This window comes from Bradyrhizobium sp. 154 (genome assembly GCF_023073875.1).
In the GTDB taxonomy this organism is placed as follows: Bacteria; Pseudomonadota; Alphaproteobacteria; order Rhizobiales; family Xanthobacteraceae; genus Bradyrhizobium.
Map to the genome: position 1 here is coordinate 174,000 of NZ_JADPKG010000085.1, position 25,413 is coordinate 199,412.

Consider the following 25,413-nt stretch of genomic DNA (forward strand, 5'->3'; position numbering starts at 1 on the left):
CCGATCCGCAACGTCGGTTAAGCAGTCGGCGGGGCCACCCTCGAGCACTCTTGCTGCCAAGGTCATCTGATCCGATTTCGGCGAGAATTGATGTTCGGGTGAGGGCGGCCAACCGTCGTTCGCACTACGCTGCGAGATCCAGCAGCCGGCATGATCCGCGGACCAGCACCTTGCGTCCGGTGGGCGTCATCTCAGGCACGCCGCCATTCACGACAACAAGGCCGAGCTTGATGAGGCTTTCGACCAGATAGGCCTTCGAGAGGCGACCGTTCGATGCCGGATTGCGAAGCGTGCGTAGCGCTTCCCATTGATCCGGCGAAAGATCGAAGTCGACGTCGTTGCTCATGCTGCCTCAAGCGATAGGGACGTTTGCGCGCCTCTGTTAGCGGCGCTGCATGAACACCATGCGACGACAATGAGTCGGGAATTCGGTGAGTTGTTTAGAACGTCTCTTCACAAATGGTCGCACTTCATTGCGTCTTAGGAGTTAAGATCGTTTGAGCGCAAATATTGTCCGAGAGCTCGATCACATATTGATGATTAGGCTTGTGTTGCGGCGCGAACTGCCGCGCTGCACGGGAACAGTTACTGTCCCATTCTGCGTCGCAATATGCACAGAAATGATGAGACGGAGCGTTCGGGACCCTGTTAGGTTAATTCGCGGGGAATGGCTTCACAGGCAGGAGTGGAGTGCGTGAACAGGCTGGTGGAAATTCGCAGTCAGGAATCTCTGTGCCGCGAGCGTGCCGCGCTCGATTTTGAGCGGCGGGTTTTCTGGCTCGTGCAAGCCCGGGAATGGGAGCAGCGCGCCCTCGACGAAATTGCCTATCACTTTCGGGAGTGCAATATCGCCCGGGCCGAGTTGACCGCCGCCTGACCTCAGAGAGGGGTGTGATCGGCCTTCATTGATAAGTGGCCACGATATCGGACACCGCGCGCTCGAGCTGCTGCGCGGTGGCGCATTGGCGCACGACACTGCAAAAGGTCGCATAGCGCGGCATCTCGGAATCGCCAAAGCCCCAGGCGAGCCGGCCTTCGGGATTGAGCCAGACCAGCCGCTTTGAGCGTTCGGAGATACGGCGCAGGATGTCGGCGCGCGGGTCGAGGTTATTGCTGCGGGCGTCGCCGAGCACGATCACCGTGGTCTGCGGCGTCAGCGTGCTCATGAAGTCCTTCTCGAAATCGACCAGCGAGGAGCCGTAGTCGGACGAGCCGAAACCGACCTTGGACATGATCTCGGCCATGGCTTCTTCCGGGGAGTTGTTCTCCAGGATCTCGCTGACCTCGATCAGATGCGAGGAGAAGGCAAAGGAGCGGACGTCGTCGACCACCTCATGCAGCGAGTGGATCAACAGCAGGAAGAAGTCGGAGACCTGGGCGACCGAGCCGGAGACGTCGCAGAGCGCCACGATCTTGGGCCGGTCGCGATGTTTGCGTTTCCAGGCGGTGAGGAACGGCACCCCGCCCCAGGCCGCGTTGCGGCGGAGCGTACGGCGAACGTCGAGATGGCCGCGGCGCTGGCGCTTGCGCGGCTTCGAGTAGCGCTCGCGCAGCCGGCGCGCGATCTGGCGAATGAGGGCGCGCATCTCGGCGACCTGGCGCCGCTCGATGCGCGCGAGCGGCGCGTTGCGCAGGATCTCGTTGCGGAGGCTTTCGGCCTCCTCGCGGGCGTAGAGCGCAAGCCCCTGCGAAACCGTGTCGCGCACCGCTTCGCGCAAGGCATCGAGCGCAGCGCGCAGACGCTCGGCCAGTGACGGGTTGGTCGAGGTCAGTTGGTCCAGATCGTCCCGCAGGCGCTGGAGGCCCATGGCATCGAGGATGCGGCTGGAGAAGATGCCGCGCTGGGTGGAATAGCGGATATCGGACAGCGAGGCGGCACCGGAGGCACTGGCGATCGCCGCCGCGATCGCATTGCGATCCTGCGACAGCAGCATCTGCGCAAGAGCGCCCAGTTCCTGGGGACGCTGACCTTCACCGGCTTCGCTGGCCGCGTCCGATGAGGGCGACTGATCTAGGTCCTGCGAAGCGTCATCGCTGCTGGCTTCAGGCTGATCCTGCCGCGGTTCCGGCTGACTGAAGAAGAGATCAAAACAATCGCCGAGTGCGAGCTTCTCGTCCTGCGACTTGGCGAGCGTCAGCAGCAGGGCGTCGCGCAAGATGGCGCGGTCCGAGAAACCGACCTGCTTGACCGCGCGCATCGCATCGATGCTTTCGGCGGGCGAGACATGAACGCCGGCGCCGCGCGCCGCCCGAAAAAAACGATGGAGGTTCTCGCGCATTGGTCTCAACCGAAGACGTTGGACCGCGCCGCTTTGGCAATGAAGGTCGTAACTTGCGGCGCCGCGGCTTCAATATCGGATTCGTATTTCAGGAGCACGTTGAGCGTGTCCTTGACGATCTCGGTATCGAGTTCGGTGGCCTGAAGCAGCACCAGCACGCGCGCCCAATCGATGGTCTCGCTGACCGAGGGCAGCTTCTTCAGATCGAGTGAGCGGGTCTCGTGGATGAAACCGACCATCTGCCGGCGCAGCGTCTGCGAGATGCCGGGCACGCGGCTCTCGACGATGCGCTCTTCCAGTCTCTGCTCGGGAAAGCCGATGTGCAGATGCAGGCAGCGTCGCTTCAAGGCATCGCCGAGGTCGCGCTCGCTGTTGGAGGTGAGGATCACGGTCGGCGGCGTGATCGCCGAGACGGTGCCGAGCTCGGGGATGGTGACCTGGAAGTCGGACAGGATCTCCAGCAGCAGCGATTCGAACTCCGCATCTGACTTGTCGATCTCGTCGATCAGGAGCACGCAGCCGCCCGGCTGCTCCAGCGCCTGGAGCAGCGGTCGCGGCTCGACGAATTCCTTCGAGAAGAACACGTCGCCGAAATCGTGGAGCTGGTCGAGCGCCGCATGCAGTGTCTGCGCGCCCCCCAGGACTTCGCCGAGCTTGTCCTTCAGGATCTGGGTATAGAGAAGCTGCTTGGCGTATTTCCATTCGTAGAGCGCCTTGGCCTCGTCCAGGCCCTCATAGCATTGCAGGCGGATCATCTTCATGCCGCGCCAAGCGGCAATCGCCTTGGCAAGCTCGGTCTTGCCGACGCCGGCGGGGCCCTCGACCAGGATCGGCTTCTCGATGTGTTGCGACAGATAGACGGCGGTCGCGATCTGCCGGCTCGCGATATAGCCTTGCGCGGCGAGGCCGCTCTCCACTGCCTCGATCGAGGTCGAGGCCTTCTGATCAGCCACGAAAGGGCGCTCCCAAAGGTCTTGCTTGAGGCTTGTTCTGCCTGCGTTCCGGGCAAAGAACAAGCCTCGTTTGGGAGCGACCAGACCCGCGGGAGCGGCGTTTTTTCCGCTTAGCGCAAATAGTTGAACCGTGCGCCGGCGCGCGATCAGTGCCGCAGCAGCTCCGGTTTGCGGATGGTCTGTCTGACCTCGGCGCCGCAATCGGCGCATTCATAGACAAGGTCGATCTTGGCAAGGCTCCAATGCGGTTCGACCTCGCGGACATACATCGGCAGGAACCCCATGCAGGTGGGGCAAGTCACTGGCGCGATCTCGACATCCTGATGATGCTGAACATAAGCTGGCATCTCGGCTCTCCTTCGCAGGCGACCACCAAACCCCGCGTGAAGGCTACTGCCACTCGCCCCCGCGCCCGTCATCAACTCTTCCGAACAGAGACGGAACGGCGGACATTTGTCGGCCGCTGTGACATTCTTGTTACGCGTCGGTACTGTAACGGCCGGACCAAATGCCTACTTCCCAGTGCGATCAGGTTCTCTAAACTTCACTGTAACGATAAGGGAGTAACGCCCATGACGCATGCCATTCGCTTTCACAAGACCGGCGGCCCCGAAGTCCTGGTCTGGGAGGAGGTCAGCGTCGGCAAGCCCGGACCGGGCGAGGCACGCATCCGCCACACCGCCGTTGGTCTCAATTTCGTCGACATCTACAACCGCTCGGGCCTGTATCCGGCGCAGCTGCCGAGCGGGCTCGGCAGCGAGGCGGCCGGCGTCATCGAGGAAGTCGGCCCAGGCGTCACCGATCTGAAGCCAGGCGATCGTGTTGCCTACGGCGCCTCGCCGCTCGGCGCCTATTCCGAGGCCCGGCTGATCCCCGCCGACCGCTTGTTGAAGCTGCCTGACGGTGTCGAGGACAAGACTGCGGCGGCGATGATGCTCAAGGGGCTGACGACGCAGTATCTGATCCGGCAGACCTATCGGGTGAAGTCCGGCGACACCATCCTGCTCCACGCCGCAGCCGGCGGCGTCGGTCTGATCCTGAGCCAGTGGGCCAAGCACCTCGGCGCAACCGTGATTGGCACCGTCAGCAACGACGAGAAGGCGAAGCTCGCCAAGGCGCATGGCTGCGACCATGTCATCGTCTACACGCGGGAGGATTTCGTGAAGCGCGTCGACGAAATCACCGGCGGCAAGAAGGTGCCTGTCGTCTATGATTCCGTCGGCAAGGACACGTTCCTGAAATCGCTGGACTGCCTCGCGCCGCTCGGCGTTGCCGCGCTGTTCGGTCAGTCCTCCGGCGCCGTCGATCCGCTCAATCTCGGCCTGCTGGCCCAGAAGGGCTCGCTCTACGTCACGCGGCCGACGCTGTTCACTTATGCCGCCAAGCGTGAAAGTTTGGTCGCGATGGCAGGCGAGCTGTTCGAGGTCGTCAAGTCCGGTGCAGTCAAGATTGAGGTGCACCAAACCTATCCGCTTAAGGACGCCGCCAGGGCGCATGCCGATCTCGCCGCGCGCAAGACCACGGGATCGACCGTGCTTACCGTGTGACGTTCATTCGAGACGGCGCGATGCAGGCTGCCGGCTTCCGTCACGTCCGCTCGTGCTTGCGCAGATCGCGGGCGTGATCGAGGCGGCATGCCTGGAGGTCGATATCTTCGCGGGATCTGGGGCAGGGCGGCCTCGGACAGGATGGCCTCGGTCACGTCCTCGACCGAATTGTCGGCGATTCGTGGATGAACGAGACGTTCCGGTATTCGCCCGAAAGGATGCGGGAGATGATCTCACGCCTCGTGATTTCGGGGTCGACGACCGCCTCGCGGCCGCGCCGCCCATAGTCGATCATCACGACGAAATATTGCACAGAAGAACCTGCCGCACCCGGAGTCGAGAGTGCGGCAGAGTTATTTCCGGAAATCAGAAATAAACGTCAAGAGCGACTTCCAAAAAATGGAAATCGGCGGCTACCTGCCCTTCTTGCGGGGGCGGGCCGACTTGGCGCGCAGCCGCTCGAGCTGTCCCTTGGGCATGGACAGGCAGATCTCTCCGACCCATTCGAGCTTCACGCCGACGATCGGCTTGGCGTTGAAGCTGGTGAGGTTGACCACGGAGGGGCTTTTGCCACGCTCGATGGTCTTCAAATAGCGCTCGCCGGTCTTGAGCCGGACCACGGCCTCCTCGCCATAGAAGCTCGACAGCGGATGACGCTGGTCCTTGTAGACCACGATCACGTCGCCGCTCTCGTACTTGGGCAGCATCGAATCGCCCACGATCTCGAAGGCGACCGTCTCTTCCATGATCGGGAAGGGCAGCGTGATGTCACCGAGTCCCTCCGGCGGAACTTGTTCATAATCGGGCTCGATCACGGCGCCGGCGCCGACGCGGCCCATGATCGGCGCGAGGTTGAGTTCGAGATATTCCATGATCGGAATGATCTCCGAAGCCTTCACTAGGCGCTCGCCGCCGAGAATCTCCGAGACCGCGCCGGGTCGCACGCCCATGGCCGCCGCCAGGCCACCCTTGCTCTTGCCGGTCTTTTCCAGGCCCCGCTCGATCATTGCAACGTCCAACATGGTGATTCCCTCGATTGCGCATGGTCTTGCCTCTTATAATGCGAAATTCGGAATTGATGCAATTATGAATATCAGAATTGTCGCTTGACTTTCGATTCGGAATACCGGAATGTATCTTCCGCCTCGCGATCGTGCGGTCGGAGGGGCGCATCACAGGACAGCAGCATGGAACCGGGCCATTGGCCGTCGGAGCACTCCGACGCGCTTCGCGACTATTTTCTGAAGGGGATGTCTTATGCGGCCATCGGCCGAGAGATTAATGCAAGGTTTGGAACGGCTTACACACGTAGCGCGGTGGTCGGCCGCGCCAAGCGGCTCGGTCTCGTCATACCGGCTTGGATAACGAGTCCATCGGTCGTGCCGTCGCTGCCCGGGGAGGCTTGCCCGCCGTCGCCGCGCCGGTCGGCGTTGCCGAACCTAAATGTGCCGCCGAAATCCGCCATGAAGCCTGCTGCGCGCGCCAAATTGCGCTGCGTCGGCATCCAGCCGCGGTTGGTCCCACTGGTCGACCTTGCCGACGACGACTGCCGCTATCCCTATGGCGGCGACAAGGACGGGGAGGAAATCACTTTCTGTGGCCATCCGCGCCAGCCGGGTTCCAGCTATTGCACGCCGCATGCGCGTCTGACGCGCCGTTCTGCAGCTGAGTCCGCCCGTGCCACCCGTCCTGTCGTGCTCAGGCTGATCTGCGCTGCCTGAACCGGCGGCCAGCCGTTCATCGTCGATTTTGCAAAGGAGTATCCGAGTGGCACGTGCCCGACGCAACAAATCTTACAAATTGGCTGGAATCTACGATCGGCGCTCCCGCGACGTGCCGTTCAATGCTGAAGTGGCAGAAGTCGAGGTCGACAATCCGCTGGCGGTCGACCCCGGCGAGAAGATCGTGGCCATCCGGTCGGTTCGGAGCGATCCGCTCGGCCGGCTGCACGCGCATCATCAGATCGACGAGGCACAATACCGCGGCGGGCGCGCCTTCCAGAGCGATTGGGAGAGGGCAGAGCGGGGGCCCCAGGCCATGGACCCGACCCGGGAATATGTCGATGGCGCTCGCACGCGCGAGCCAATTACCGAGAGCCAGCGCCAGGCGGTGCTGCGGCTGAATCAGGTCGAGCGCGAACTCGGCACCGACGGCGCAGCGCTGGTGCACGACGTGCTCGTGCTGGGCTTGACCATGGATCAGATCGGGCAGCGCCGCGCCGTTCGTACGCAGCGCTGGAACGACTATTTTGCGCGGCGTTTCCGTGAATGCCTGGACCGGCTGGCGCAGATCTACGGCTTCGTCACGACAACGGGGGCACCACGAGCAGGGCAGCGCAAATGACGATCGCATGCCCGCGGCTTCGCCCGCGGGCGATGCGATCGGCTGCTCATAGATGCGGTACGGGCCACTGGCTTTCCTATCGCCAACGATACAACCGGTGAGACGCGACTCAACAATTGCGTGTATATGCTGCCGAAGCGCCAGTTCGTGTCAGCCCATCTCTGTTCAAGTCGAAATGCAGGGCCGATTGACAGCGATCTCGGCTGTGTGCGTGAGCGATGCCGCTTCTTGACGCAGGTAGGTGACGGCGGTCGATATTCGTGTTATCCGGAATTGCCGTGGCGCGATCCGGGCGCATTGCTACAGCGGCTCTTGGGCTTGCCGGATGAGTTGTTCCTTGGCATAATTGCAACCTGTTCGGTTGGGCCACGCTAGACCGCCGGCCCTGCGGCCGAGAGCTGATCCCCATAGAATCGGGTTGTGGCGTTCGGTCCCTCGCGTGCGACTTCGACGCAAGAACGTGAAGGCCGATGCTTGTCATAGGTGCGAGATGAAGAACCTTAATTTCGCGGCTGAACTGCACCTCAAGCTCGGCGCGCCCGCGGGCGGCACCGTCGAAAGCCTGCGCCTGCTCCGTGCGTTCCTGAAGCTCGAGCCTCGGCAGCGTTTCGAGGTAATCAAGCTCGTCGAAGACCTCGCCACCGAAGAAGCTCTTCCCGAACATCCCCTGTCCTGAGGAAGACCGCACCGGCCTTACGCCTTCTCCTTCGTTTCCTGCCAGATTCGGCCCACCAGGCAGCTCTCGTCAGGGGCCGCCCCGCTGGAAGGCGATCCGGCAAGTGTGGTATTCAGTCAGGAAAAGGGAGGAGTGCGACCATGATCGAACCGAAGCTTGAAGTTCCGGCCGAACTGCGCGACCTGGCTGAGAAGACGATTGACCAGGCGGAAAAGGCATTCGGCATGTTTTTCGAAGCCGCGACCAAATCGATGACGACCGTTCCGGGCGCGGGGACGGAGGTGTCGAAGCAGGCGCTCGCTTTCACCGAACAGAACATGAAGTCGGCGTTCGAGCATGCGCGCAAGCTCGTTCACGCCACAGACCTTCAGGAAGCGATGCGAATTCAGTCCGACTTCCTGCGCAGTCAGTTCACCAACGCAGGTGACCACATGCGCCAGATGACCGGCAGCTTCATGCAACCGGGCAAGGACAAGTCCTGATTCTGTTGGTGCGGCGCTGCATGCCCACAAATTGATTTTGCGCGGCGGCGAGATGCTCATTCTAATGCCGGTGCAGGTGGTCCACCGAATGGATTCGTTCGATCTGCTTGCCGGCATAACGCTGCCGGCGCACACCTCGACGGTAGCGCATGTGGCAGGCACGGTTTGGCTCGGCGACGAAAGGGGCCGTGAGTAGCGATCACGTAATCCGTCGACACCCTCTGCGCGAAAACGCTTGGCCCATTTGGCCAACGTCCTTGCTGAAACATTTGAACCGGAGCGCGGCTGCGGCCTTGGTCGGGCCCGCCTCAATCACGCTCCGCACCATGGCCTCTCGACCGTTCGGCGTCAGAGGCGCATTCTTGTGGGTGTCCATTCTGTCCTCCGGGGATTGGCTAAAGCTTCGACAACTTCAGCTTCCTCGTTCAGGACCGGATGGACAACCTCCTGAAAGCTCAAATCTAGCGCCGACGCGCAATCGCGACGCCGAACAGAAAAGCAACGAACAGGCTGGCGAGCGGCGCTTCGCGCGTGATCGCCGCAACCGTCGAGAGCGGCCGGCCCGGCTTTCGCGCTTCCTCGATCGCAGAGGTAAGACGATCGACCGCTGCATGCAGGCCTCCCGCGACTTCACCGATCGTGCGGGATACATCCGTCGCTGCATCGATGGCGCGTTCGGCCATGCCGGGCTGGGGATTGGACTGCGGTATCTCCGTGCTCAAGCGCAACCTCCAGGCCCGATGATGGAGGCCGGCACCTTTGGCTATCCGCGCGAGCGCTCGTTTTGAACAGCGGGTCTGACGACCTTTGGCTATCCGCGACAGGCGCCGTGGTTTTACGGCGGGTGCCGGCCTTAGAATGGGCAATTCAGCGTGCGGGATTTTGTTCCGGGACAATACGCCCGCGGCGGACCTCCCCGGGAAACGACGGGTGCGAATCTCTGTTAGGCTGGCGGTAGCCATGCTGATATCAGGAGATTGCCGTGACCGATCGGACCGTGGCGGATCGAACCCGGCGCATCGCCTTGCTCGGCGCTCCCATCGACATGGGAGCTTCGCAGCGCGGCACCTTGATGGGCCCTGCTGCGCTGCGCACCGCAGGCCTTGCGACACTGCTCGATAGCCTCGATTTTGAGGTCGTCGACTACGGCGATCTTTCCGTGGCCGAGGTGCGTGACCTCGCCGACAGGCCGCCCGCGAAAGCCAATCATTACCGCGAAATCCAGCGCTGGACGCGCGTGCTGAGTCGCAGAGGCTATGAGATCGCGAAAAGCGGCGCAGTGCCGATCTTCCTCGGCGGCGATCACACGCTGTCGATGGGCTCGGTCAATGCGATGGCGCGTCATTGGAAGGAGCGCGGCCGCGACCTGTTCGTGCTCTGGCTCGATGCCCATGCCGACTACAACACGCCGGAAACGACGATCACGGCCAATATGCACGGTATGTCGGCCGCGTTCCTGTGCGGGGAGCCCGGCCTCGATGGATTGTTGGGTGACGATCCGCGCGCTTCGATCACCCCTGACAGGCTAGACCTGTTCGGCGCGCGTTCGATCGACAAGCTCGAGAAGGAGTTGATGCGCGCGCGCCGGATCAGGGTTGTCGACATGCGGCAGATCGACGAATTCGGTGTCGCTGTCTTGATCCGGCGCGTCATCGAGCGGGTCAAGGCAAGCAATGGCGTGTTGCATGTCAGCTTCGATGTCGATTTTCTCGACCCTTGCGTGGCGCCAGGCGTCGGCACCACCGTGCCCGGTGGCGCCACCTATCGCGAGGCGCATCTCATCATGGAGCTGCTGCACGATTCCGGCGTGGTCGGATCGGTCGACATCGTCGAACTCAACCCCTTCTTGGACGAGCGTGGCCGGACGGCACGTACAGCGGTCGAGCTGATCGGCAGTCTGTTCGGTCAGCAGATCACGGACCGGCCTACGCCGAGCAATGCCATCGCGCCGGGCGAGTGAATCGGTAAACCATGAAGAGGGGTGTTCCCGCGCTGGCCGGGAACTTACCGGCGCCAGAGCGGGAACCCCGGGGGCGCAATAGAATTAACCTGCGACAGGATAATTGCGGACCCTTCTGATGACGGCTGATCGTTTCGCGAATTCCATCTCTGCGGCGCTGCGTCATCCCGGCGTGATCGCGCTGATCGTGGCGGGCGTGACCATTGCAGCGATGCTGATCGTCGACCACGGACCTTGGAACCGAGCCAAGACCCAGCCGGCCCACGTCGCGATGTATGCGACTACCGGGGAAGCTGCGCGCGCCGCGGGCGCTGCCGTGCTTCCGACCGAACCGAAGTCGCCGGTCGAGCCGGCACGGCCAGGGCCGAAGACGTCGCCGACCGTCAATCCCGTCATACCGTAGCCTTATCGACGTTATCTCCGGCGCGGGTGGGCGGCGGGGAGCGCTCTTCCGGCTCGCCTTCGTTTCTCATCAGCCGATCACGGACGAGCCGAGCAGAGCGAGGACGGCGAGTGCCATCAGTGCAGTGCCGAGCCAGCCCAGCGCGATCAGCCATGAGCGGGCCCTGAAGTGGCCCATGATCGCGCGGCTCGAGACGATCAGCATCATCATCGTCATAATGGGGACGGCGACGATACCGTTGAGCACCGCGCTCCACACCAGCATGTGTATCGAGTCGATCCCCGTGAAGCCGAGGCCGAAGCCGATGATGGTTGCGGCCGCAATGATCGTATAGAAGCCGACCGCTTTTTCGGGCTTCGCCTCCAGCGTGGCGTGCCAGCCGAAGATCTCGGCGACGCCGTAAGCCGCCGAGCCCGCCAGCACCGGGATGGCCAACAGACCCGTGCCGATGATGCCGAGCGCGAACAGCGCGAACGTGAAGTCGCCGGCGAGCGGCCGCAGCGCTTCGGCGGCCTCCGTCGCCGAATTGATCTTGGTCACGCCGTTCGCATTCAGCACCGATGCGGTGGTCAGGATGATGAAGAAGGCGATCCCGTTGGACAGCAACATGCCGGAGATGGTATCGGCCCTGATGCGTGCGAGCTCCGGATTGCCGCCGCTCGGAACATCGCGCAGCGGCTTGTCGCGCTTGCCCTGGTTCATCTCTTCGACCTCCTGCGAGGCCTGCCAGAAGAACAGGTAAGGGCTGATGGTGGTGCCGAGCACGGCGACGACCATCAGGAAATAGTCGGCGCTGACATTCGCCTTGGGCCACACTGCGGCGAGCAGCGCCGTGCTCCACGGAATCTGCACGGTGAAGGCGGTGGCGACATAGGCGAACAGCGCAAGAGTGAGGAATTTCAGCACCGGCGAATAGCGGCGATAGGGCAGGAAGATCTGGAGCAGGGTCGAGCCGGCGGCGAAGATCAGCGCATGTTCGTGCTGGAGCCCGCCGATCACGAGCCCAAGCGCCTCCGCCATCGCGGCAATGTCGGCCGCGATGTTGAACGTGTTCGCGACGACGAGCATGGACACGAGCGCGAGCACCGCCCAGCGAGGCGCGAGCCGCATGACGTTGGCGGCGAGCCCCTTGCCGGTGACCCGGCCGATCCGGGCGCTGACGAGTTGAATCGCGATCATGAACGGGGTGGTCAGAAAGACCGTCCAGAGCAGCGCGAAACCGAATTGCGCGCCGGCTTGCGAGTAGGTGGCGATGCCCGACGGATCGTCGTCGGCCGCGCCGGTGATCAGACCGGGCCCCAGCCTTTTCAAAAGCGACGGCGCGGACGTCTTGGAAGCGTGAGCGCTGTCGCGCATGAAGGAAGGCCCTTGCTATGAGAACTTCATAGCAAATGCTAATGGGGGAACAGAAGTTCCCCAGTGAGCTTCCGGCCGCACTTCGGATGAGGCGAATTTTGATTGATCGTCGGGCAAAACAGTGTTAGAAACGGACCATCGCAAGAGCCGTCGATCTAGATCCTCGCCGGCTGCAAGATCGTCTTTCGGCCGGCGCGATGCTACTTGACGCTAACGAACATGCCCCAGGCGGCAGCGAGCGCTGCGCCCGTGAAGAGGACCACCGGATTGTCGCAGAACGCGCCGCCATAGCGGCACACGTCTGCTCCGAACTGGCCGAGCTCATGACGGCCGGCGGAGTAGAACAGTCCCGACAGCCCCAGCAATGCAGCGGCGACGAAGTACATCGGTGGTCTCTCCAAAGCGGTCCCGTTTGCGTTCTTTCGCAACGAGAGCAAATCGACATGCCCAGCATGGCGTGAAAAGCTTTCATTTCGCCGAAACCGATTCGGCGCCTTTTAGATAAAGTTTGACACGTGGTTCCTGTTTTTCCCGACGCGGCTTCGGCAAGGCAGACCCGCTCCACCATCCAAAAAAAGGCCCCACCAGCGCGGGGCCTTTGTCTTGTCGGGTCGGCCGGGACCTATCGCCGCGCGCCCATGCCGTAAAGCTCGCGCTCGCGGCGGATGTCGTCGGGAGCGAGAGGCGGGCTTGCGGCATCGAAGTCGGTCCAGCCGGCTTTCTGCCAGGCAGAGCTGCGCTCCTGAAGGTTGACGGATCTGTCATTGAGAAGCGCATCGAGCCGTGCGCGATCCTGGTCAGGGACCCTCGCCGAGACGAGCGTGCCGCCGCGGCGGACGCCTTCAGCGTAGCGCGAGGCGTCTTCCTTGGAGATGCCTGCTTGGGTCAGTGCGCCGACGATGCCGCCCGTGGCCGCGCCCGCGGCTGCGCCGGCAGCCGTGGAGGCGAGCCATCCCGCAGCCACGACCGGTCCGAGACCGGGAATGGCGAGCAGGCCGAGACCGGCGAGAAGGCCTGCTGCGCCGCCGAGGCCGGCGCCGATGCCGGCACCCGTGCCGGCGCCTTCGGCGCGATCGTCGACGCCGTCGCGGTCACGATCGATCTTGCCGCGCGATGAGCCGTACCAATTGTCGGAATTGTTGGCGACGATGCTGATGTCGGAGTGCGGCACGCCGGCGCTCTGGAGCCGGGTGACGGCCTGCTCGGCATCGGAATAATTGTCGTAGAGACGAGAAATGGTGATCGTCATGCTGTTTCCTCCTTACTTCGCGGGATTGACGTTGCCTTGGAAGTCAACGCTGACATCGGTCTTGGTGCCGGCCTTGTCGGCCTTGCCTCGCCAGACGCCTTCGTTGTCCTTCTGCAGGCCGGAGACGTTGGAATATCCCGCGTTCTCGATCCGCGACTTCGCCTGTCCCTCGGTGAAGCTGTTGCGGCCGGCGACCGGCGCGTTCGAGTTGTTCTGGTCGGAGCTGTTGACGGCATTGTTGCCCGGTCCGCTTTGCGCGGGCTGGGCGCCCGCGGGCGCAGATGCGAGCAGCAACAAGGTTGCGGCCAGCAAAGTCAGACGTGACATGTTTTGTCTCCTGCAAGGGATTGTGCCGGCGACAACGAGTGAGATTCGAATTGGTTGCCTGCGATCGAAGGCAGGGAGTGCCGCAGCACGATCTTGCTGCGACCGAGCTTGGGAAGGCGCTGAAGTAGGAACTTCTGCCGCTTTGTCCCGTTGGCCGACCTTCGATCCAACCGCCACTTCAACACGCGACCGCTGTCCAACTGCGCCCCATGGCGGCGTGCACTTTTGGACATTCCCTTGAAGCCCTCTGTGCTCTGTTGAATCAAGGCCAGCATGGACCGAGACAGAGACAAGCGGATTCTTCAGGAACGGCTGGAGCGCTGCCGGAAGCTCTCGCGTGATTTTCCGAGCGGGCCCACGGCCGAGCATATCCGTGAGCTGGAGGCCGAGCTGCTGGACGACCTGCGTGCACTCGAACGGAGTGATGTAGGAACTTGGGTAGGGAGGCCTTGTTGCCCTTCTCGAACGCTTCGACTCTCCAAGGCCACCTATGCAATCCCGCTATCCGTTGTTGAAGAATGGACACTGGAGGAGCATGAGCGATTAAAGGCCATGGCTGAAGCGGGCCGGCAACCGGACGAGATTGCGAAAGAGCTCAATCGCAGTGAAGCGGCCGTCAGGATACGCGCCTGGCAGCACGGCATTGCGCTGCGCCTCGTCACATCGAAGCGCGGCAAGTGAGCGCAGCTAGACATCTACTCACAAATCATGCGTTGAGCTTGAGCGCTCCAGATGATGTCCGCTCATCCCTCGACAGCGGCACAAACGGCCGACATCGTTGAACGCCGCCGATGGGCCACACCGGACATAAGGCTTTGCCCGAAGCGGAGTTGGTGAATGGGGCGCGCCTCGCTGGGCCTTGCGGTTCTGCGGGCTCAGGTGTGAGATGATGCCAGGCACCCGGCCAGGCGGTCAGGTGCCGTGGCAGCTTTCATCAGGGAGGGCCTAACAATGGCACCAACGGCACCAGGTGGTATCAAAAAGAAGAAGGGTGGCGGAGAGATGACGGTCCCGGAATTTGCGATGCCGGCAAGTGCTGTTCCCGGCATTGCGCAAGTGATCGTCAATGCATGGCAAGGCGACCCAAGCCTCGACAAGATACTAGACCGTACCACTGCCGGACCGAACAAAGGAATGGCCACGGCAGATGCCGTCGCACAAGCCACAGCGGCAATCAATGCAGCGGCACCGGGATACGGTTTAATGCGGGCCGTAATAATCACGGAAGACGAGCACGATAGTGGATACACGATGGAAACTGACGAAGATGTGGTCTTCGTGCTTCCAAAAGCTTCACGCGTGAACGGAACAAATCTTCTTGAGACGGCCAAGTTGCTAATGGCCTGTACACCAAACGGGATTTAGAAACTCCGCAGCGTTGACGTGGGGCCGCGCTACATCGGCGCGGCCCCTCTATTTAGCGCTTGCAGAGCGCATCGGCGAGATCATCGGAATGGCGCGAGGGCTGACGGAGGCGAAGGATCGCATGGCGACGGCGATCACTTACTCAGGAGCCGACGGTGCTTTCATGAGTACGGCCTTAGTTCGAAGGACCGCAAACGTGCGAGGCGATCTGCCCATGCGCGTTGAAGCTCAGGCTTGCGCTGACGACGCCGCCGCTCGCGATATATGAAATGACCGTCGTATCTCCCGACGGCTTGAGGTCGTTCAGGCTTGTGGCGGGATAGTCCCGGAGACGATCGCGCCAATAGGCGCGTCGGCCATCCTTGCCGGAGCGCGTCTTCATGCCGCCGCAGCCGCAGTGAATCACCGCGTCATCGGCATACATTCCCAGGATGGTCTCGATATCGCCGGCGCGGTAGGCATCAAGCCAGTCGACCGCAGCGGCCATCGGGTCAAAGGACATCGTCCTACCTACGTGCCGTTTCGTCGGCCGGCGGTTTAGGACAGGGACAATGAATGCGACGTGAAAGTCGTGGCGGGTGGCCGTTCACCTATCTGTCGGAAGGGTGAACAGGAGCTTGCCGCATTAGTCGATGCCGGGTGCAGACGGCGCCCGGCGGCTTCGCGCATTGCGGTGTTCAATTGTGCACACAAGTCGCGTGGCCAGGCGGCGCCCCCGACGAAACGCGCCTGAAACAATGCTGAAACCCGATTGTCCTGAACTCCACAGCCGTCGCCTCCGACCAACCCTGCGAAAAGGAGACAATCATGATCCAGGTCGGTTCGAAGGAAGAAGTCGCGTTGCTGCTGGCGCTGTTCGGCACCCACACCCAGCCCATCAGGACGCCGAGGCCGAAATCCTCCCGCGGATGAGGCGCGTCCCATGCCCGGTTTGGCCGATTGCCAGAGCTTCCTGCGTCTCTTGATTGCGAGGGGAGATCCCCAGGCGATCCCACTGGCCGAAAATGCGATCGATCAGTATCTGGCCATCACGCCGGCCGCCGCCCGCGGACGCGGCCTGTGCGAGCTCCAGCGCGACGCACGCGACCAGCACGGGGCCGCGGTCGGGGTGCAGCGCTCGTTCGCGGAGACAGTGGACGCCTATATCGCACGTAAGCTGACGGAGGAGCGCGCGGAGATCGGGGGGTGACGGGCCTCGCGACCGGAACAATCCGGCGATGCCAAGGCAACTTTTTCGCCCCCCATAGAAACCTTTGCCGGCTTCGCGCCTATTAGGGCAAAGGATGCCGAAATGCCCCGATATTATTTCGACCTGCGCGACGAGAACGGCACCGCGCTTGACGAGGAGGGGCTGGAACTGTCCAGTCCTCGCGCCGTTCAGGCGGAGGCGGCCAAATCGCTGGGCGACATGGCACGCGACGCCATCCTCTCCGCGTCGCTAAGCGGCAGCAGGCAGACGATGGCGATCGAGGTTCGCGATGGCAACGGTCCCGTGATGCAGGTGACGTTCTCCTTCGCCATCGAGAGTTACGAGACGCGGCCGCGCGGGCGCGATCATTGACGCGTGAGCTGGTGCGCCGGCGATTGCTCGGGCTCCAGCACGGCGATCTTGCGGCCGAGCTGCCAGACCTCGACCTTGCCGTGGCGCGTGAACTGCCGCGCGAAGGTGAGGGCGGAGGCGTCGGAGGCCGCCTCGAACGCCTCGGCGGAGCGGAACACGCCGTTCTCGCCGACCAGATAGGCGCGATATTGATTTGTCATGTGGGCGCCCTCAGGCCGGGCGAATGCAGCCAGGCATCGATCTGCATGGCGGTCTCGTCCTGCCGCGCCCGGCGCAGCAGCATCTCGCGACGGCGCCCCGGGGTCAGCGTGCGCGCTTCCTCGCGCAGGCGTGCGGCATCGTCTGCGAGCCGTTCGGTGAGTGTCTTAGTCTGCTTGAAGCGACGACGCGTCTGCATGGCGCATCTCCCTTGTTCGAGATAGGACGGGAGCGCAATCCGGCGTTCTCATCACCGATCTCATGCCACGGGCCTTGCGGTGATGTATGAACCGTACGCCTGCGGCTACGCAGAGTCAGTATCTTTTGATATGTAGCGAAGAACTATTTTCGAGAGCAAGTTGAGCCACTTACTCAACTGAGTGCAGCGACGCTGTGTTCAATTTTGAACAGAGCCGCCCTCGGCCGACCCGGCGCCCACGAGCTCGTGAACCGGTCGTGACCGGGACGGCGTAACGGACCGGGCGCCGCCTGCGTACCACCGGCAGCCCGCAACAAGCGCCCGAGCAGCCAGGGGAAGACCACGTCCAATGAAAGCAGAATTCAACGTCGCCGAAGCCGGCAACGGATCCTATCGCCTTCTCGCGATCCTGCGCTGGGTCATGGTGATCATCTTCGTCTCGTTCGGCATGCAGAAATTCACGCCGCAATCGGCGCAAGGCATCGCGCAGTTCATCAGCAACAGCCCGTTCATCTCCTGGCTTTCGCTGTTTGGCCTGCGCGGCGAAGCCTATGTGCTGGGTGTCACCGAATTCGCGATCGGCGCGCTGCTGATCGCCGGCGCGTTCAATCCGCTGATGTCGGCGCTCGGCGCCTTCATGGGCGTCGTCACCTTCGCCGTCACCTTCTCGTTCTTCTTCACCACGCCGGGCGTGGTGACATGGAGCCTCTCGACCGATCCGATGGCCTGGAATCTCACCGGCGAGTTTCTGTTCAAGGACATCGTGCTGCTGTGCGTCTGCGTCGTGTTGCTGCTGGCGTCACTGCCGGAGGCGATGGGTCGGGTGCGGGAGTGAGGAGCTGAGGGGTGGAAGAGGGGCGCGACTTAGCTCAACCACCTTCGCTCATGCTCGAATTAATTGGCACCGATCTTCTTGCTCAGCGACACGCGCCAAGGAAGGTCTGTGGACATTGTTGTTTGTTCTAGACTGAAGTTTCAACCTTTGGGGAAGGAGCGAATCTCGTCCTAAATTTTCTGCGGGGTGGTCGATGAGTAATTCGCTTCTCGCTTTGGTCTTGTTGGACTTCCGGCAACGCCCGACATGTTCGGCGTTGCCAAGATCCTGCGCTCGCGACATCCGAATTTGGCAACATAGCCGGGTGACGATCCGCAACAGTCTCTGGCAAATTCGCCGCTCATTCGCTGCGGCAAAGAGCTTATCGCGGTCATTCGATGGCGGCTCGGGCCGGTGGGCGCACGCTACCACGTACTTGGCCGGGGAGTAAGGTGGTAGCGACGCGGCATCGAGGTCACCTGATCGTCTCCATGCTGGGAAAGAACGAGCGACTGCTCGTTGCCGCGCATAACCACCGCAGTCATGGGCGCGTTGATCGCCGCAAGCCGGAATGCTGCCGCGTGGTGTCGGCTAGCAAAGTCGCGCGGCCTTCTAGTCTCTGGCTGGACATGTCCAGCCGATCGTTCGGCCGTTCGTGACCAGCCCTTCACCCTGTGGGTCGACATTCTTCCCTTCCAGTCGGATGGGAAGATTGGCACAATCACGGTGAGATTGTCCGCTTTCGTCGGGCGCGAGATCGAGTTCTGGACTGGTAAACACTGGCAGAATAGCATCATCGAAAGAGTTCGGATCAGCCCGCGGGGTGTCGCGGCTGTGACGTTCGTGCGCTACGCAGCAGCCGGTCCGAACCAGGTTGTCAGCGCATCCGCCAGTCCGCGTTGACTCTCGTCTCCCACCCAGGCCACATGGCCGTCGGGTCGCACCAGCACTGCGCTCGGCGGGGCGACCCATCCGATAGCCGGAAGCTCCCATGGGCCATCGTAATCGGCGACAATGTAACTGACGCGATCCGCCCAGGCCGTAACGTCGATGCCGTCGGGCTTGCCAAAATTGAGCAGCACGCCGCGCGCGCTGTGCAGTAGCGTGAACAGTTTGAGCTTCTGGCCTTCGACCGACAGACCGAGATCCGGCATGCGGTGTCCGAGCAGCGCGTGGCCATCGCCGAGATCGTAGCGGATGTCGAGCCCGCTCATCATTGCGCCAACGCGCTGGCGCGGCTGGTCCATGGCGAGCACCTCGGAGACGACGTCGCGCGCGGCCTTGAGGCCGTCATCGCCGCGGCGGAGCAGCGCGATCTGCGCCATGGTGTTGCGCAAGACGCGCGCGGCAACGGGGTGACGTTCGGAATGGTAGGTGTCGAGCAGCCTGTCGGGCGAGATGCCCCTGACCACCTGCGCCAGCTTCCAGCCGAGATTGACGGCGTCCTGCACACCTAGGTTGAGGCCTTGCCCGCCGACGGAGTGATGGATATGCGCGGCATCGCCGGCGAGCAGCACGCGTCCGCTGCGATAGGATACCGCCTGCCGTGCCGCATCGGTGAAACGGGAGATCCAGGCGGGGCTGTGGAGGCCGAAATCGGTGTCGTAGACCGCGACGAGGGCCTCGCTGAGGTCGCGCAAGGTGGGCTCGCCGGTGCGCTCGAGCGTTGCTTCCGTCACGACGACCAGCACGCGGCCGCTCTCGGTCTCGCTGAGGCCGTGAAACCCGAGCGCGTCGTGACGCAGGCCAAGGGCTGGCGCCTCGCGCATTTCGACCTCGGCCATGAGATTGCTGAGCGTCGGATCGAAGCCGGCGAAGTCGATGCCTGCAGTCTTGCGCACGGTGCTGCGGCCGCCATCGCAGCCGACGAGATAATTTGCGCGCAGCTTCTTTCCGCCCGACAGTGCGACGTCGATGCCGGTCTCATCCTGCGCAAATCCCGTCACCTCGGCGTGGCGATAGACCGGCACTGCGAGCTCTTCGACCCAGCCGGCCAGGATGCGTTCGATGTGGCTCTGCCGCAGCGCGAGGCCGTAAGCGTGCCGGGTCGGGAGGTCGCTGATGTCGAGCCGCGTCCAGGCGAAGCCGGCGAGCTGGGTGATCTGGCCCTCGCGCAGAAAGCGGTCGGCGACGCCGCGCTGATCGAGGATCTCGATGGTGCGGGCGTGCAATCCGCCGGCGCGCGTCTCGGCCAGCTCCTGGTTCGCACGCCGCTCGACCACTGCGACGTCGACATTGGCGAGAGCGAGCTCCGCAGCCAGCATCAGGCCGGTCGGGCCACCGCCGGCGATCACCACGGCATGATCGGTCGTCGCTGCGCTGCCCGCGCCGGCGCGACGAGCCTCGTGGCGCGAACGGGACGTCGGAAGCAATACAGGCATGTCGTGACCCCTCGATGTGTTGGCCGGGCCACGGGTTCTACGGCAGGAGCAGGGACTTGAAGCAAGCCCCTGGCCCACCACATATCTAGCTGGGAGGAACGTGCGACGGTGTTTGACACGTCGGGCAAAACACTGGCAGAATGGCATCGTCCAAAGAGTTTGGTTCAGCCCGCGCGGAGCATTCCGCTGCGGGCCTTTCTTTTGGGTGTGACGGTCAGCAAATGCCGGTGGTTCGCTGCATGATGTCGGCGAGTTCCTCGAACGAGAACGGTTTCCTGATCATCGGCAGGCCGCCGCGCCGGGGTTCGCGACCGGATAGTTGAAGCATCTTCAACTCGGGGCGGATTCGCTTGGCCAGCTCGGCCAGTTCATGACCATCCATGCCCGGCATATTGATGTCCGTGATCAGGACGGAGATGTCCTGGTTCTCCTTGAGCTGATCGAGCGCATCCCGACCGTTTTGGGCGCTGACCACTTGGCAGCCGAGATCCTCCAGCATGCCGACGATCACCTCGAGGACGGCGGGGTCGTCGTCAACAACCAGGACAGTGTGACTCATCGAACGAACGTTCCTTCCAACGAGAGTAAACGCGCCTCTCGTCAGGTAGGTTCCGCCTAATCGTCCTTCGATAAATCGCCGGGTCTGGTGGGAAGGTCGATGGCGCCGCCCTCGCCATGCGCGAGGTCGCGGTCCCTGTCCTCGGTCTCGCCGACGTCTTCGCTGATCGCTTGTTGCGTCTCTCGCGCCTTGTCGATGCGCGGCTTGTCATCGCTGCGCGGCTTGTTGTCGCTGCGCTGCCTGGCTCCCGGCAGGTTTCGCAATGTCTGTTGTGACGTCGCCTTGGGTGTCATCGGCCGATCCTCCTGATCGGCTAACTTTTGCCAGACCCGCAAGTTCGTTTGAACGTTGGGTAAAAGTGCTTGGTCTTGAATCTACGGACGCTCTCGCAGGATTTGCGGCTGTCACAGCCAATCTCGTCGCCACATTCTACTTCGCCAAGCGCGGCTTCGAGAATGTTGCAAGGATCATCAGGCGGTGAAGATGCCGGACGACGAAATCAAGGCCATCGTTGCCGAGACGCTGGCCGCGCAACACAGACTGCGGCAGGAGAGCATCGATGCGATCGCATTGAAAGCAATGGCGTCGGTGGTGGCCTCTTTTGGAATTGAGGATGACGATCGGAAAGAGCTCAGGGCGGACTTCCAGCATCTGCGGCGATGGCGGAAGAGCGTGGAGCAGGCGCAGAGCTATGCATTCAAGGTCGTAATCACGGTGATCGCCACCGGTCTGATGGGGGCCATCTGGGTCGGCGTCAAGGTCGTGCTGACCAAGTGAGGCTTCCACTGCGGCGACATCGCCGCACGACGGATCGAGGTCACTTCTCACCAATGGGTATGCCAGGTACAGAATTTGTGTGGCCGATGCGTCTGATGATGACGTTGCCGGCAGCTTAGCCGATCTGCACCAGCTGACGTTTTCGACGCCGCGGCGATGCCCCGGTTCGACATTGGAACCTGGTGCCTGGTCTATCTGGCGATGACGCAGTCGCCTTTTGCCGATGTTGTATCGTCCACACCCGTGCGACATTGCGGCTATTTCTCAAGGTTCGGGGTCTTGCGGCGGCATTGAGGCGCAGGCTCCAAATCAGGTTGATGGGAGCCATCGAGGCAAGGGGGCGCCGTATCGGCTGGGACAGCGTCGTTTGGGATACGATGGACAATCCCGTGTCCGCCAATACTTCATCCAGACGGGCTGTCGGCCTCTATCAGCCCGAGGTGCGCTGGGCCTGGTCTCATACGCTTTGCTGGCGAAAGTGGCTGCGCTGAGTGGTGGCGCTGAGCTTCCCGTGATGCGGAACGCGACTACCAACCTCGCTGACGAGATGTGGCGCAGCCCAAATGCGCAGAGTGTCAAGAGGCCCGGCAGCTGGATGGCTGCCGGGCCCTTTTGCGTTTCAGGCGAGCCGGGTGAAACACTTGCGAATTCGGTAGCGTCGGGCTTTAAGTTCGGTCTTGCAGGAAATTCGGCGGCCATAAGCCGATGTAAAGGAGCGCCATCAATGCCTACCAAGCCTCAATTGCCGGAACGTTCGTCGCGGACGACGGAAGGGCCAACTGCGCTCAATGGTCTGCTGATTGTCGATTTTACGCGTGTCGTTGCCGGCCCGGCCTGCACACAGACGCTTGCTGATTTCGGCGCGCAAGTCATCAAGATTGAGAATCCCGACGGCGGCGACGATACACGTGCCTACGAACACGCCGAAATCGGCGGAGAGAGTGCCGCCTATCTTAGCCTGAACCGCAACAAGCGTGGCATCGTGCTCGATCTTGCCGTGGCGGAGGCTCGCGAAATCGCGCTCGACCTGATCCGCAAAGCCGACGTCGTCGTCGAGAATTTTTCCAGTGGGGTCATGAAGAGGTTCGGCCTCGATTACGAAGCTGTCGCTTCGCTCAATCCGCGGCTGGTCTATTGCTCGATCTCCGCCTACGGACGCACAGGACCGTTCGCTTCGCGCCCGGGCTTCGATCCCATCACGCAGGCGGAGAGCGGCTTCATGTCGCTCAACGGGTTTGCCGACGGCCCGGCGGTTCGTACCGGCCCGCCGATCGTGGATATGGCAACGGGAATGTCTGCCTGCAACGCAATCCTGCTGGCATTACTGGCGCGGGACCGGCTCGGCCGCGGGCAGCATGTCGAGGTGGCGCTGTTCGATGTCGCGATGGGGATGACGGGTTTCTACGGCATGGCCTATCTGATCAACGGCGAGAATCCTGGCCGGTTTGGCAATTCGCCGAGCGGCTCTCCCACCGTCGGCGTCTACGAGGCCTCCGATGGACCGCTCTACATGGCTTGTGCCAATGACCGGCTCTATCGCCGGCTCGCGGTCGAGGTGCTCAACCGGCCCGATCTGATCACCGATCCGCGATTTGCAACGCGGAAGGCCCGCTCCGAGAACAAGGAGCTCCTGCGGGCAGCCATTGCGGAGGTCTTTGCAAGCGATACCCTCGAGAACTGGATGGCAAAGATGAAGCTGGCAAATATCCCGGTCGGCTATCTTCGAACGGTTGAGGAGGGGTTCAATGCGCCGGAAGCGCGCGAGCGCCACCGCTTGAGCCGGATTCCGCATCGTACAGCAGAATGGGTCCCCAACATCGAGCCGCCGATTACGATGAGCCTGACCGGGGCCATTGATCCCGTGGCTGCTCCGCTGCTGGGCGAGCATACGAGACAAGTCTTGCACGATACGCTCGGCTACGACGAACGTCGCATCGCGGAGTTCGCCGAAAAGGGCGCCTTTGGATCAGTCAAGCCTTCGACCGATTTGAGCTAGGCAGTTGATCGCCACGGGGCAAGTATGGCGATGCCCGCGGATCACCGCTTTGCTATGCTCGCGCGAGCGATCCTGCTTCATTGTCCGGCCGAGGTGCCCCGCGACCGCACCTGCTAGCCCTCCCTTGACTTGATTTGGTGAAGGGCCCGCCGCATAAATATGTGAAAGTGAGGGATACGGCATGGCGCCTGGTCGAGAGCCGAGCATGAGCGGGCCCGCCGGGCTGGAAGCCGGTGAGCGCGCCTATGCGGCAATGATCGCGAAGGCCCGGGCGCTCCTACCTCGGCTGCGAGAGCGGGCAGCGCGGACGGAGGAGCTGCGGCATCTTCCGCCGGAGACTGAAAGGGATCTCCACGATGCCGGTCTGTTCCGGATGCTCCAGCCGAGGCGGATTGGCGGCGCCGAGCTTGATTACGTCGCCCTGGTCGACTGCGCCGAACTGCTCGGATCGGCGGATGCCTCCGTGGCTTGGAACCTCGCCAACCTGGCGAGTCATCATTGGATGCTCGGCATGTTCGAGCAGAAGGCTCAGGATCTGGTCTGGGACCGCGATCCGGACGTGTTGATTGCGTCCTCCTTCATTTTTCCGGCCGGCCGCGCCACCAGGGTCGCGGGTGGATATCGGCTGCATGGTAGCTGGCCGTTCTCCTCCGGCGTTGCCTCCTGCGAATGGAATATGCTTGCAAGCGTCGTTTACTCCGATGACGAGGCCGACGGCATCGCGTATCGAATCTTCTTGCTGCCCAAAGGCGACTACAAAGTCCTCGATACCTGGAATGTCGCGGGATTACGCGGGACGGGATCATGCGACGTGGAGGTCAAGGACGTCTTCGTGGCTGACCATATGACGGTCGCCGTCGGCGAACTCGCCGGAGGCCCAACGCCGGGCAGCAAGGTCAATCCGAATCCGCTGTATGCACTCCCTGTCTTCTCGCTTTTTCCTTACGTCCTGTCCGGTGTTGCGCTTGGAAACGCGCAGGCCTGCCTCGACGATTACGCTGAGATCGCGCGTCATCGCATTTCGACTTACAACCGCGCCAAGCTGAGCGACTTTCAAAGCACGCAAATCAAGATCGCTGAAGCCTCGGCCAAGATCGACGCTGCACGCCTGATCATGCGCGCGGCCTGCATTAATGCGATGGAGGACGCTCGGTGCGGTCGTATTCCTGATATGGCGACCAAGACCAGATATCGGCGCGATGGAGCCTTTTCGGTGAATCTGTGCACCGAGGCGGTCTCCATGCTGTTTGCCGCGAGCGGAGCGCGCGGCCTGTTCACGACGGGCGTTCTGCAGCGGCAGTTCCGCGATGCGCACGCGATCAACTCGCATCTCGCGTTCAACTTCGACGCGGCCGGGACCAATTACGGACGCGTGGCGCTGGGCCTGCCGTCCGAGAATCTCACGCTGTGAGGCCGGCCGATGAATGATCTGCCGAAGAAGCCGGCCGCTTCCGATCCAGCCAACGAATTCGCGAGCGACAACTCGCCAATCGATCCCCGCGATTTTCGCAACGCGCTCGGCACCTACGCGACGGGTGTGACGATCATCACGGCCGCGGCCGCTGATGGGAAGCCCTATGGCCTGACCTGCAATTCGTTCGCCTCGGTCTCGCTGAATCCTCCGCTGGTTCTGTGGAGCCTTGTCGTTTATTCCTCGAGTCTGACCGTATTCCAAAACGCCAGTCATTTTACGGTCAACGTGCTTGGCGCTTCGCAACAGGCGCTCGCGAACAAATTCGCCAAGTCGTCGGACGACAAGTTCACTGGCGTGAATTGGTCGCCGGGCCTCGGCAATGCGCCCGTGCTCGCTGAGAGCGTCGCCAATTTTCAATGCCGCTCGGTGAATCGTTACTATGGCGGCGACCATGTGATCTTTCTCGGCGCGGTCGAGGCCTATACTTACAACGCGAAAGAGCCGCTGCTCTTCGCGCGTGGGACATTTGGTCGGTTCCTGTCCGACGATGAGCGCAAGAAAGCGCCGTAGCGTA

33 protein-coding genes and 1 pseudogene are annotated in these 25,413 nt (G+C 62.5%); 17 read left to right on the forward strand and 17 right to left on the reverse strand.

All coding sequences use genetic code 11. The features are described 5' to 3' along the window. Positions 1–124: 124 nt before the first annotated feature. On the reverse strand, positions 125–346 hold the full coding sequence (locus tag IVA92_RS20435) for a hypothetical protein (protein ID WP_247280561.1): 222 nt from the start codon (positions 344–346) through the stop codon (positions 125–127). A 348-nt stretch (positions 347–694) separates the two neighbouring features. Between IVA92_RS20435 and IVA92_RS20440 the strand changes: the two genes are divergently transcribed. Continuing rightward, positions 695–877, forward strand: a complete 183-nt coding sequence (locus tag IVA92_RS20440) for a hypothetical protein (RefSeq protein WP_247280562.1) — start codon at positions 695–697, stop codon at positions 875–877. Positions 878–902: 25 nt separating this feature from the next. Here the strand turns inward: IVA92_RS20440 and IVA92_RS20445 are convergent, their stop codons facing one another. From IVA92_RS20445 to IVA92_RS20455, 3 genes are all read right to left on the reverse strand, one after another. Further along, positions 903–2,279, reverse strand: coding sequence for a VWA domain-containing protein (locus IVA92_RS20445; RefSeq protein WP_247280563.1), 1,377 nt, complete (start codon positions 2,277–2,279; stop codon positions 903–905). 5 nt (positions 2,280–2,284) lie between these two features. Beyond that, a complete protein-coding gene (locus tag IVA92_RS20450; RefSeq protein WP_247280564.1) occupies positions 2,285–3,232 on the reverse strand; it encodes a MoxR family ATPase in 948 nt (315 codons plus the stop codon). A gap of 146 nt (positions 3,233–3,378) precedes the next feature. Next, positions 3,379–3,579, reverse strand: a complete 201-nt coding sequence (locus IVA92_RS20455) for a hypothetical protein (RefSeq protein WP_247280565.1) — start codon at positions 3,577–3,579, stop codon at positions 3,379–3,381. Positions 3,580–3,804: 225 nt separating this feature from the next. Here IVA92_RS20455 and IVA92_RS20460 point away from each other — a divergent pair, with 225 nt between their 5' ends. Next, on the forward strand, positions 3,805–4,779 hold the full coding sequence (locus IVA92_RS20460) for a quinone oxidoreductase (RefSeq protein ID WP_247280566.1): 975 nt from the start codon (positions 3,805–3,807) through the stop codon (positions 4,777–4,779). A 40-nt stretch (positions 4,780–4,819) separates the two neighbouring features. Here IVA92_RS20460 and IVA92_RS20465 read toward each other — a convergent pair. Both IVA92_RS20465 and IVA92_RS20470 read right to left on the reverse strand, forming a co-directional pair. Beyond that, positions 4,820–5,092: pseudogene (locus IVA92_RS20465) on the reverse strand (hypothetical protein). A 100-nt stretch (positions 5,093–5,192) separates the two neighbouring features. After that, positions 5,193–5,801, reverse strand: coding sequence for a S24 family peptidase (locus tag IVA92_RS20470; RefSeq protein WP_247280567.1), 609 nt, complete (start codon positions 5,799–5,801; stop codon positions 5,193–5,195). A 165-nt stretch (positions 5,802–5,966) separates the two neighbouring features. On the opposite strand from IVA92_RS20470, the gene IVA92_RS20475 reads away from it, so the two are divergent. From IVA92_RS20475 to IVA92_RS20490, 4 genes are all read left to right on the forward strand, one after another. Continuing rightward, positions 5,967–6,500 carry a GcrA family cell cycle regulator gene (locus IVA92_RS20475; protein WP_247280568.1) on the forward strand — a complete coding sequence of 178 codons (534 nt, stop codon included), beginning with the start codon at positions 5,967–5,969 and terminating at the stop codon, positions 6,498–6,500. 46 nt (positions 6,501–6,546) lie between these two features. Then, positions 6,547–7,122, forward strand: coding sequence for a hypothetical protein (locus tag IVA92_RS20480; protein ID WP_247280569.1), 576 nt, complete (start codon positions 6,547–6,549; stop codon positions 7,120–7,122). 490 nt (positions 7,123–7,612) lie between these two features. Further along, positions 7,613–7,798, forward strand: a complete 186-nt coding sequence (locus IVA92_RS20485) for a hypothetical protein (RefSeq protein ID WP_247280633.1) — start codon at positions 7,613–7,615, stop codon at positions 7,796–7,798. A 140-nt stretch (positions 7,799–7,938) separates the two neighbouring features. Continuing rightward, positions 7,939–8,280: a phasin gene (locus IVA92_RS20490; protein WP_247280570.1), complete on the forward strand. Its 342-nt coding sequence runs from the start codon at positions 7,939–7,941 to the stop codon at positions 8,278–8,280. Between the two features lie 461 nt (positions 8,281–8,741). Here the strand turns inward: IVA92_RS20490 and IVA92_RS20495 are convergent, their stop codons facing one another. Further along, a complete protein-coding gene (locus tag IVA92_RS20495) occupies positions 8,742–9,002 on the reverse strand; it encodes a hypothetical protein (RefSeq protein ID WP_247280571.1) in 261 nt (86 codons plus the stop codon). A 260-nt stretch (positions 9,003–9,262) separates the two neighbouring features. Here IVA92_RS20495 and rocF point away from each other — a divergent pair, with 260 nt between their 5' ends. Together rocF and IVA92_RS20505 are read left to right on the forward strand one after the other, a co-directional pair. Continuing rightward, complete coding sequence (rocF, locus tag IVA92_RS20500; protein ID WP_247280572.1) at positions 9,263–10,240, forward strand: arginase; 978 nt, start codon at positions 9,263–9,265, stop codon at positions 10,238–10,240. Between the two features lie 118 nt (positions 10,241–10,358). After that, entirely contained in the window at positions 10,359–10,643 is a 285-nt protein-coding gene (locus IVA92_RS20505; protein ID WP_247280573.1) for a hypothetical protein, read from the forward strand. A gap of 69 nt (positions 10,644–10,712) precedes the next feature. On the opposite strand, the gene IVA92_RS20510 is transcribed toward IVA92_RS20505, so the two are convergent. The 4 genes from IVA92_RS20510 to IVA92_RS20525 all read right to left on the reverse strand — a co-directional run bounded on the left by IVA92_RS20510 (position 10,713) and on the right by IVA92_RS20525 (position 13,575). Beyond that, on the reverse strand, positions 10,713–11,999 hold the full coding sequence (locus tag IVA92_RS20510; RefSeq protein ID WP_247280574.1) for a divalent metal cation transporter: 1,287 nt from the start codon (positions 11,997–11,999) through the stop codon (positions 10,713–10,715). Between the two features lie 200 nt (positions 12,000–12,199). Beyond that, positions 12,200–12,385: a hypothetical protein gene (locus IVA92_RS20515; RefSeq protein ID WP_247280575.1), complete on the reverse strand. Its 186-nt coding sequence runs from the start codon at positions 12,383–12,385 to the stop codon at positions 12,200–12,202. A gap of 236 nt (positions 12,386–12,621) precedes the next feature. After that, entirely contained in the window at positions 12,622–13,248 is a 627-nt protein-coding gene (locus IVA92_RS20520) for a hypothetical protein (protein ID WP_247280576.1), read from the reverse strand. Between the two features lie 12 nt (positions 13,249–13,260). Further along, positions 13,261–13,575, reverse strand: a complete 315-nt coding sequence (locus IVA92_RS20525; protein ID WP_247280577.1) for a hypothetical protein — start codon at positions 13,573–13,575, stop codon at positions 13,261–13,263. Positions 13,576–13,848: 273 nt separating this feature from the next. Between IVA92_RS20525 and IVA92_RS20530 the strand changes: the two genes are divergently transcribed. Together IVA92_RS20530 and IVA92_RS20535 are read left to right on the forward strand one after the other, a co-directional pair. Continuing rightward, positions 13,849–14,256: a hypothetical protein gene (locus IVA92_RS20530; RefSeq protein WP_247280578.1), complete on the forward strand. Its 408-nt coding sequence runs from the start codon at positions 13,849–13,851 to the stop codon at positions 14,254–14,256. 270 nt (positions 14,257–14,526) lie between these two features. Beyond that, complete coding sequence (locus tag IVA92_RS20535) at positions 14,527–14,940, forward strand: hypothetical protein (RefSeq protein ID WP_247280579.1); 414 nt, start codon at positions 14,527–14,529, stop codon at positions 14,938–14,940. Between the two features lie 175 nt (positions 14,941–15,115). On the opposite strand, the gene IVA92_RS20540 is transcribed toward IVA92_RS20535, so the two are convergent. Next, positions 15,116–15,442 carry a nuclear transport factor 2 family protein gene (locus IVA92_RS20540; protein ID WP_247280580.1) on the reverse strand — a complete coding sequence of 109 codons (327 nt, stop codon included), beginning with the start codon at positions 15,440–15,442 and terminating at the stop codon, positions 15,116–15,118. A gap of 420 nt (positions 15,443–15,862) precedes the next feature. Here IVA92_RS20540 and IVA92_RS20545 point away from each other — a divergent pair, with 420 nt between their 5' ends. Both IVA92_RS20545 and IVA92_RS20550 read left to right on the forward strand, forming a co-directional pair. Continuing rightward, positions 15,863–16,129 (forward strand): hypothetical protein, encoded by a 267-nt coding sequence (locus IVA92_RS20545; protein ID WP_247280581.1) that lies wholly within the window; start codon positions 15,863–15,865, stop codon positions 16,127–16,129. 102 nt (positions 16,130–16,231) lie between these two features. Further along, entirely contained in the window at positions 16,232–16,501 is a 270-nt protein-coding gene (locus IVA92_RS20550; protein ID WP_247280582.1) for a hypothetical protein, read from the forward strand. Here the strand turns inward: IVA92_RS20550 and IVA92_RS20555 are convergent. Together IVA92_RS20555 and IVA92_RS20560 are read right to left on the reverse strand one after the other, a co-directional pair. Beyond that, entirely contained in the window at positions 16,495–16,701 is a 207-nt protein-coding gene (locus tag IVA92_RS20555) for a hypothetical protein (protein WP_247280583.1), read from the reverse strand. The two genes, IVA92_RS20550 and IVA92_RS20555, sit on opposite strands and share 7 nt — an antisense overlap. After that, on the reverse strand, positions 16,698–16,898 hold the full coding sequence (locus tag IVA92_RS20560; RefSeq protein ID WP_247280584.1) for a hypothetical protein: 201 nt from the start codon (positions 16,896–16,898) through the stop codon (positions 16,698–16,700). Before IVA92_RS20560 ends, IVA92_RS20555 begins: the two co-directional genes overlap by 4 nt. Positions 16,899–17,247: 349 nt before the next feature. Between IVA92_RS20560 and IVA92_RS20565 the strand changes: the two genes are divergently transcribed. Further along, complete coding sequence (locus IVA92_RS20565; RefSeq protein WP_247280585.1) at positions 17,248–17,733, forward strand: DUF417 family protein; 486 nt, start codon at positions 17,248–17,250, stop codon at positions 17,731–17,733. An 827-nt stretch (positions 17,734–18,560) separates the two neighbouring features. On the opposite strand, the gene IVA92_RS20570 is transcribed toward IVA92_RS20565, so the two are convergent. The 3 genes from IVA92_RS20570 to IVA92_RS20580 form a co-directional block, all read right to left on the reverse strand. Continuing rightward, positions 18,561–20,093 carry an FAD-dependent monooxygenase gene (locus IVA92_RS20570; protein ID WP_247280586.1) on the reverse strand — a complete coding sequence of 511 codons (1,533 nt, stop codon included), beginning with the start codon at positions 20,091–20,093 and terminating at the stop codon, positions 18,561–18,563. A 214-nt stretch (positions 20,094–20,307) separates the two neighbouring features. Next, positions 20,308–20,652: a response regulator gene (locus tag IVA92_RS20575; protein ID WP_256464850.1), complete on the reverse strand. Its 345-nt coding sequence runs from the start codon at positions 20,650–20,652 to the stop codon at positions 20,308–20,310. A 56-nt stretch (positions 20,653–20,708) separates the two neighbouring features. Beyond that, positions 20,709–20,945, reverse strand: a complete 237-nt coding sequence (locus IVA92_RS20580) for a hypothetical protein (protein WP_247280588.1) — start codon at positions 20,943–20,945, stop codon at positions 20,709–20,711. A 184-nt stretch (positions 20,946–21,129) separates the two neighbouring features. Between IVA92_RS20580 and IVA92_RS20585 the strand changes: the two genes are divergently transcribed. From IVA92_RS20585 to IVA92_RS20605, 4 genes are all read left to right on the forward strand, one after another. Continuing rightward, positions 21,130–21,429, forward strand: a complete 300-nt coding sequence (locus IVA92_RS20585) for a hypothetical protein (protein WP_247280589.1) — start codon at positions 21,130–21,132, stop codon at positions 21,427–21,429. A 724-nt stretch (positions 21,430–22,153) separates the two neighbouring features. After that, on the forward strand, positions 22,154–23,425 hold the full coding sequence (locus tag IVA92_RS20595; RefSeq protein ID WP_247280634.1) for a CoA transferase: 1,272 nt from the start codon (positions 22,154–22,156) through the stop codon (positions 23,423–23,425). 181 nt (positions 23,426–23,606) lie between these two features. Next, on the forward strand, positions 23,607–24,836 hold the full coding sequence (locus tag IVA92_RS20600; RefSeq protein WP_247280590.1) for an acyl-CoA dehydrogenase family protein: 1,230 nt from the start codon (positions 23,607–23,609) through the stop codon (positions 24,834–24,836). Between the two features lie 9 nt (positions 24,837–24,845). Continuing rightward, positions 24,846–25,409, forward strand: a complete 564-nt coding sequence (locus IVA92_RS20605) for a flavin reductase family protein (RefSeq protein WP_247280591.1) — start codon at positions 24,846–24,848, stop codon at positions 25,407–25,409. Positions 25,410–25,413 lie beyond the last annotated feature (4 nt).

What these genes read in the sequence shown, in the direction of transcription:
- IVA92_RS20435 (WP_247280561.1), bottom strand. Translation starts at nt 346, where the DNA reads ATGAGCAACGACGTCGACTTCGATCTTTCGCCGGATCAATGGGAAGCG.
- IVA92_RS20445 (WP_247280563.1), bottom strand. Translation starts at nt 2,279, where the DNA reads ATGCGCGAGAACCTCCATCGTTTTTTTCGGGCGGCGCGCGGCGCCGGC.
- IVA92_RS20455 (WP_247280565.1), bottom strand. Translation starts at nt 3,579, where the DNA reads ATGCCAGCTTATGTTCAGCATCATCAGGATGTCGAGATCGCGCCAGTG.
- IVA92_RS20460 (WP_247280566.1), top strand. Translation starts at nt 3,805, where the DNA reads ATGACGCATGCCATTCGCTTTCACAAGACCGGCGGCCCCGAAGTCCTG.
- IVA92_RS20470 (WP_247280567.1), bottom strand. Translation starts at nt 5,801, where the DNA reads ATGTTGGACGTTGCAATGATCGAGCGGGGCCTGGAAAAGACCGGCAAG.
- IVA92_RS20475 (WP_247280568.1), top strand. Translation starts at nt 5,967, where the DNA reads ATGGAACCGGGCCATTGGCCGTCGGAGCACTCCGACGCGCTTCGCGAC.
- IVA92_RS20485 (WP_247280633.1), top strand. Translation starts at nt 7,613, where the DNA reads ATGAAGAACCTTAATTTCGCGGCTGAACTGCACCTCAAGCTCGGCGCG.
- IVA92_RS20490 (WP_247280570.1), top strand. Translation starts at nt 7,939, where the DNA reads ATGATCGAACCGAAGCTTGAAGTTCCGGCCGAACTGCGCGACCTGGCT.
- IVA92_RS20505 (WP_247280573.1), top strand. Translation starts at nt 10,359, where the DNA reads ATGACGGCTGATCGTTTCGCGAATTCCATCTCTGCGGCGCTGCGTCAT.
- IVA92_RS20510 (WP_247280574.1), bottom strand. Translation starts at nt 11,999, where the DNA reads ATGCGCGACAGCGCTCACGCTTCCAAGACGTCCGCGCCGTCGCTTTTG.
- IVA92_RS20515 (WP_247280575.1), bottom strand. Translation starts at nt 12,385, where the DNA reads ATGTACTTCGTCGCCGCTGCATTGCTGGGGCTGTCGGGACTGTTCTAC.
- IVA92_RS20520 (WP_247280576.1), bottom strand. Translation starts at nt 13,248, where the DNA reads ATGACGATCACCATTTCTCGTCTCTACGACAATTATTCCGATGCCGAG.
- IVA92_RS20525 (WP_247280577.1), bottom strand. Translation starts at nt 13,575, where the DNA reads ATGTCACGTCTGACTTTGCTGGCCGCAACCTTGTTGCTGCTCGCATCT.
- IVA92_RS20530 (WP_247280578.1), top strand. Translation starts at nt 13,849, where the DNA reads ATGGACCGAGACAGAGACAAGCGGATTCTTCAGGAACGGCTGGAGCGC.
- IVA92_RS20535 (WP_247280579.1), top strand. Translation starts at nt 14,527, where the DNA reads ATGGCACCAACGGCACCAGGTGGTATCAAAAAGAAGAAGGGTGGCGGA.
- IVA92_RS20540 (WP_247280580.1), bottom strand. Translation starts at nt 15,442, where the DNA reads ATGTCCTTTGACCCGATGGCCGCTGCGGTCGACTGGCTTGATGCCTAC.
- IVA92_RS20545 (WP_247280581.1), top strand. Translation starts at nt 15,863, where the DNA reads ATGCCCGGTTTGGCCGATTGCCAGAGCTTCCTGCGTCTCTTGATTGCG.
- IVA92_RS20550 (WP_247280582.1), top strand. Translation starts at nt 16,232, where the DNA reads ATGCCCCGATATTATTTCGACCTGCGCGACGAGAACGGCACCGCGCTT.
- IVA92_RS20555 (WP_247280583.1), bottom strand. Translation starts at nt 16,701, where the DNA reads ATGACAAATCAATATCGCGCCTATCTGGTCGGCGAGAACGGCGTGTTC.
- IVA92_RS20560 (WP_247280584.1), bottom strand. Translation starts at nt 16,898, where the DNA reads ATGCAGACGCGTCGTCGCTTCAAGCAGACTAAGACACTCACCGAACGG.
- IVA92_RS20565 (WP_247280585.1), top strand. Translation starts at nt 17,248, where the DNA reads ATGAAAGCAGAATTCAACGTCGCCGAAGCCGGCAACGGATCCTATCGC.
- IVA92_RS20570 (WP_247280586.1), bottom strand. Translation starts at nt 20,093, where the DNA reads ATGCCTGTATTGCTTCCGACGTCCCGTTCGCGCCACGAGGCTCGTCGC.
- IVA92_RS20575 (WP_256464850.1), bottom strand. Translation starts at nt 20,652, where the DNA reads ATGAGTCACACTGTCCTGGTTGTTGACGACGACCCCGCCGTCCTCGAG.
- IVA92_RS20580 (WP_247280588.1), bottom strand. Translation starts at nt 20,945, where the DNA reads ATGACACCCAAGGCGACGTCACAACAGACATTGCGAAACCTGCCGGGA.
- IVA92_RS20595 (WP_247280634.1), top strand. Translation starts at nt 22,154, where the DNA reads ATGCCTACCAAGCCTCAATTGCCGGAACGTTCGTCGCGGACGACGGAA.
- IVA92_RS20600 (WP_247280590.1), top strand. Translation starts at nt 23,607, where the DNA reads ATGGCGCCTGGTCGAGAGCCGAGCATGAGCGGGCCCGCCGGGCTGGAA.
- IVA92_RS20605 (WP_247280591.1), top strand. Translation starts at nt 24,846, where the DNA reads ATGAATGATCTGCCGAAGAAGCCGGCCGCTTCCGATCCAGCCAACGAA.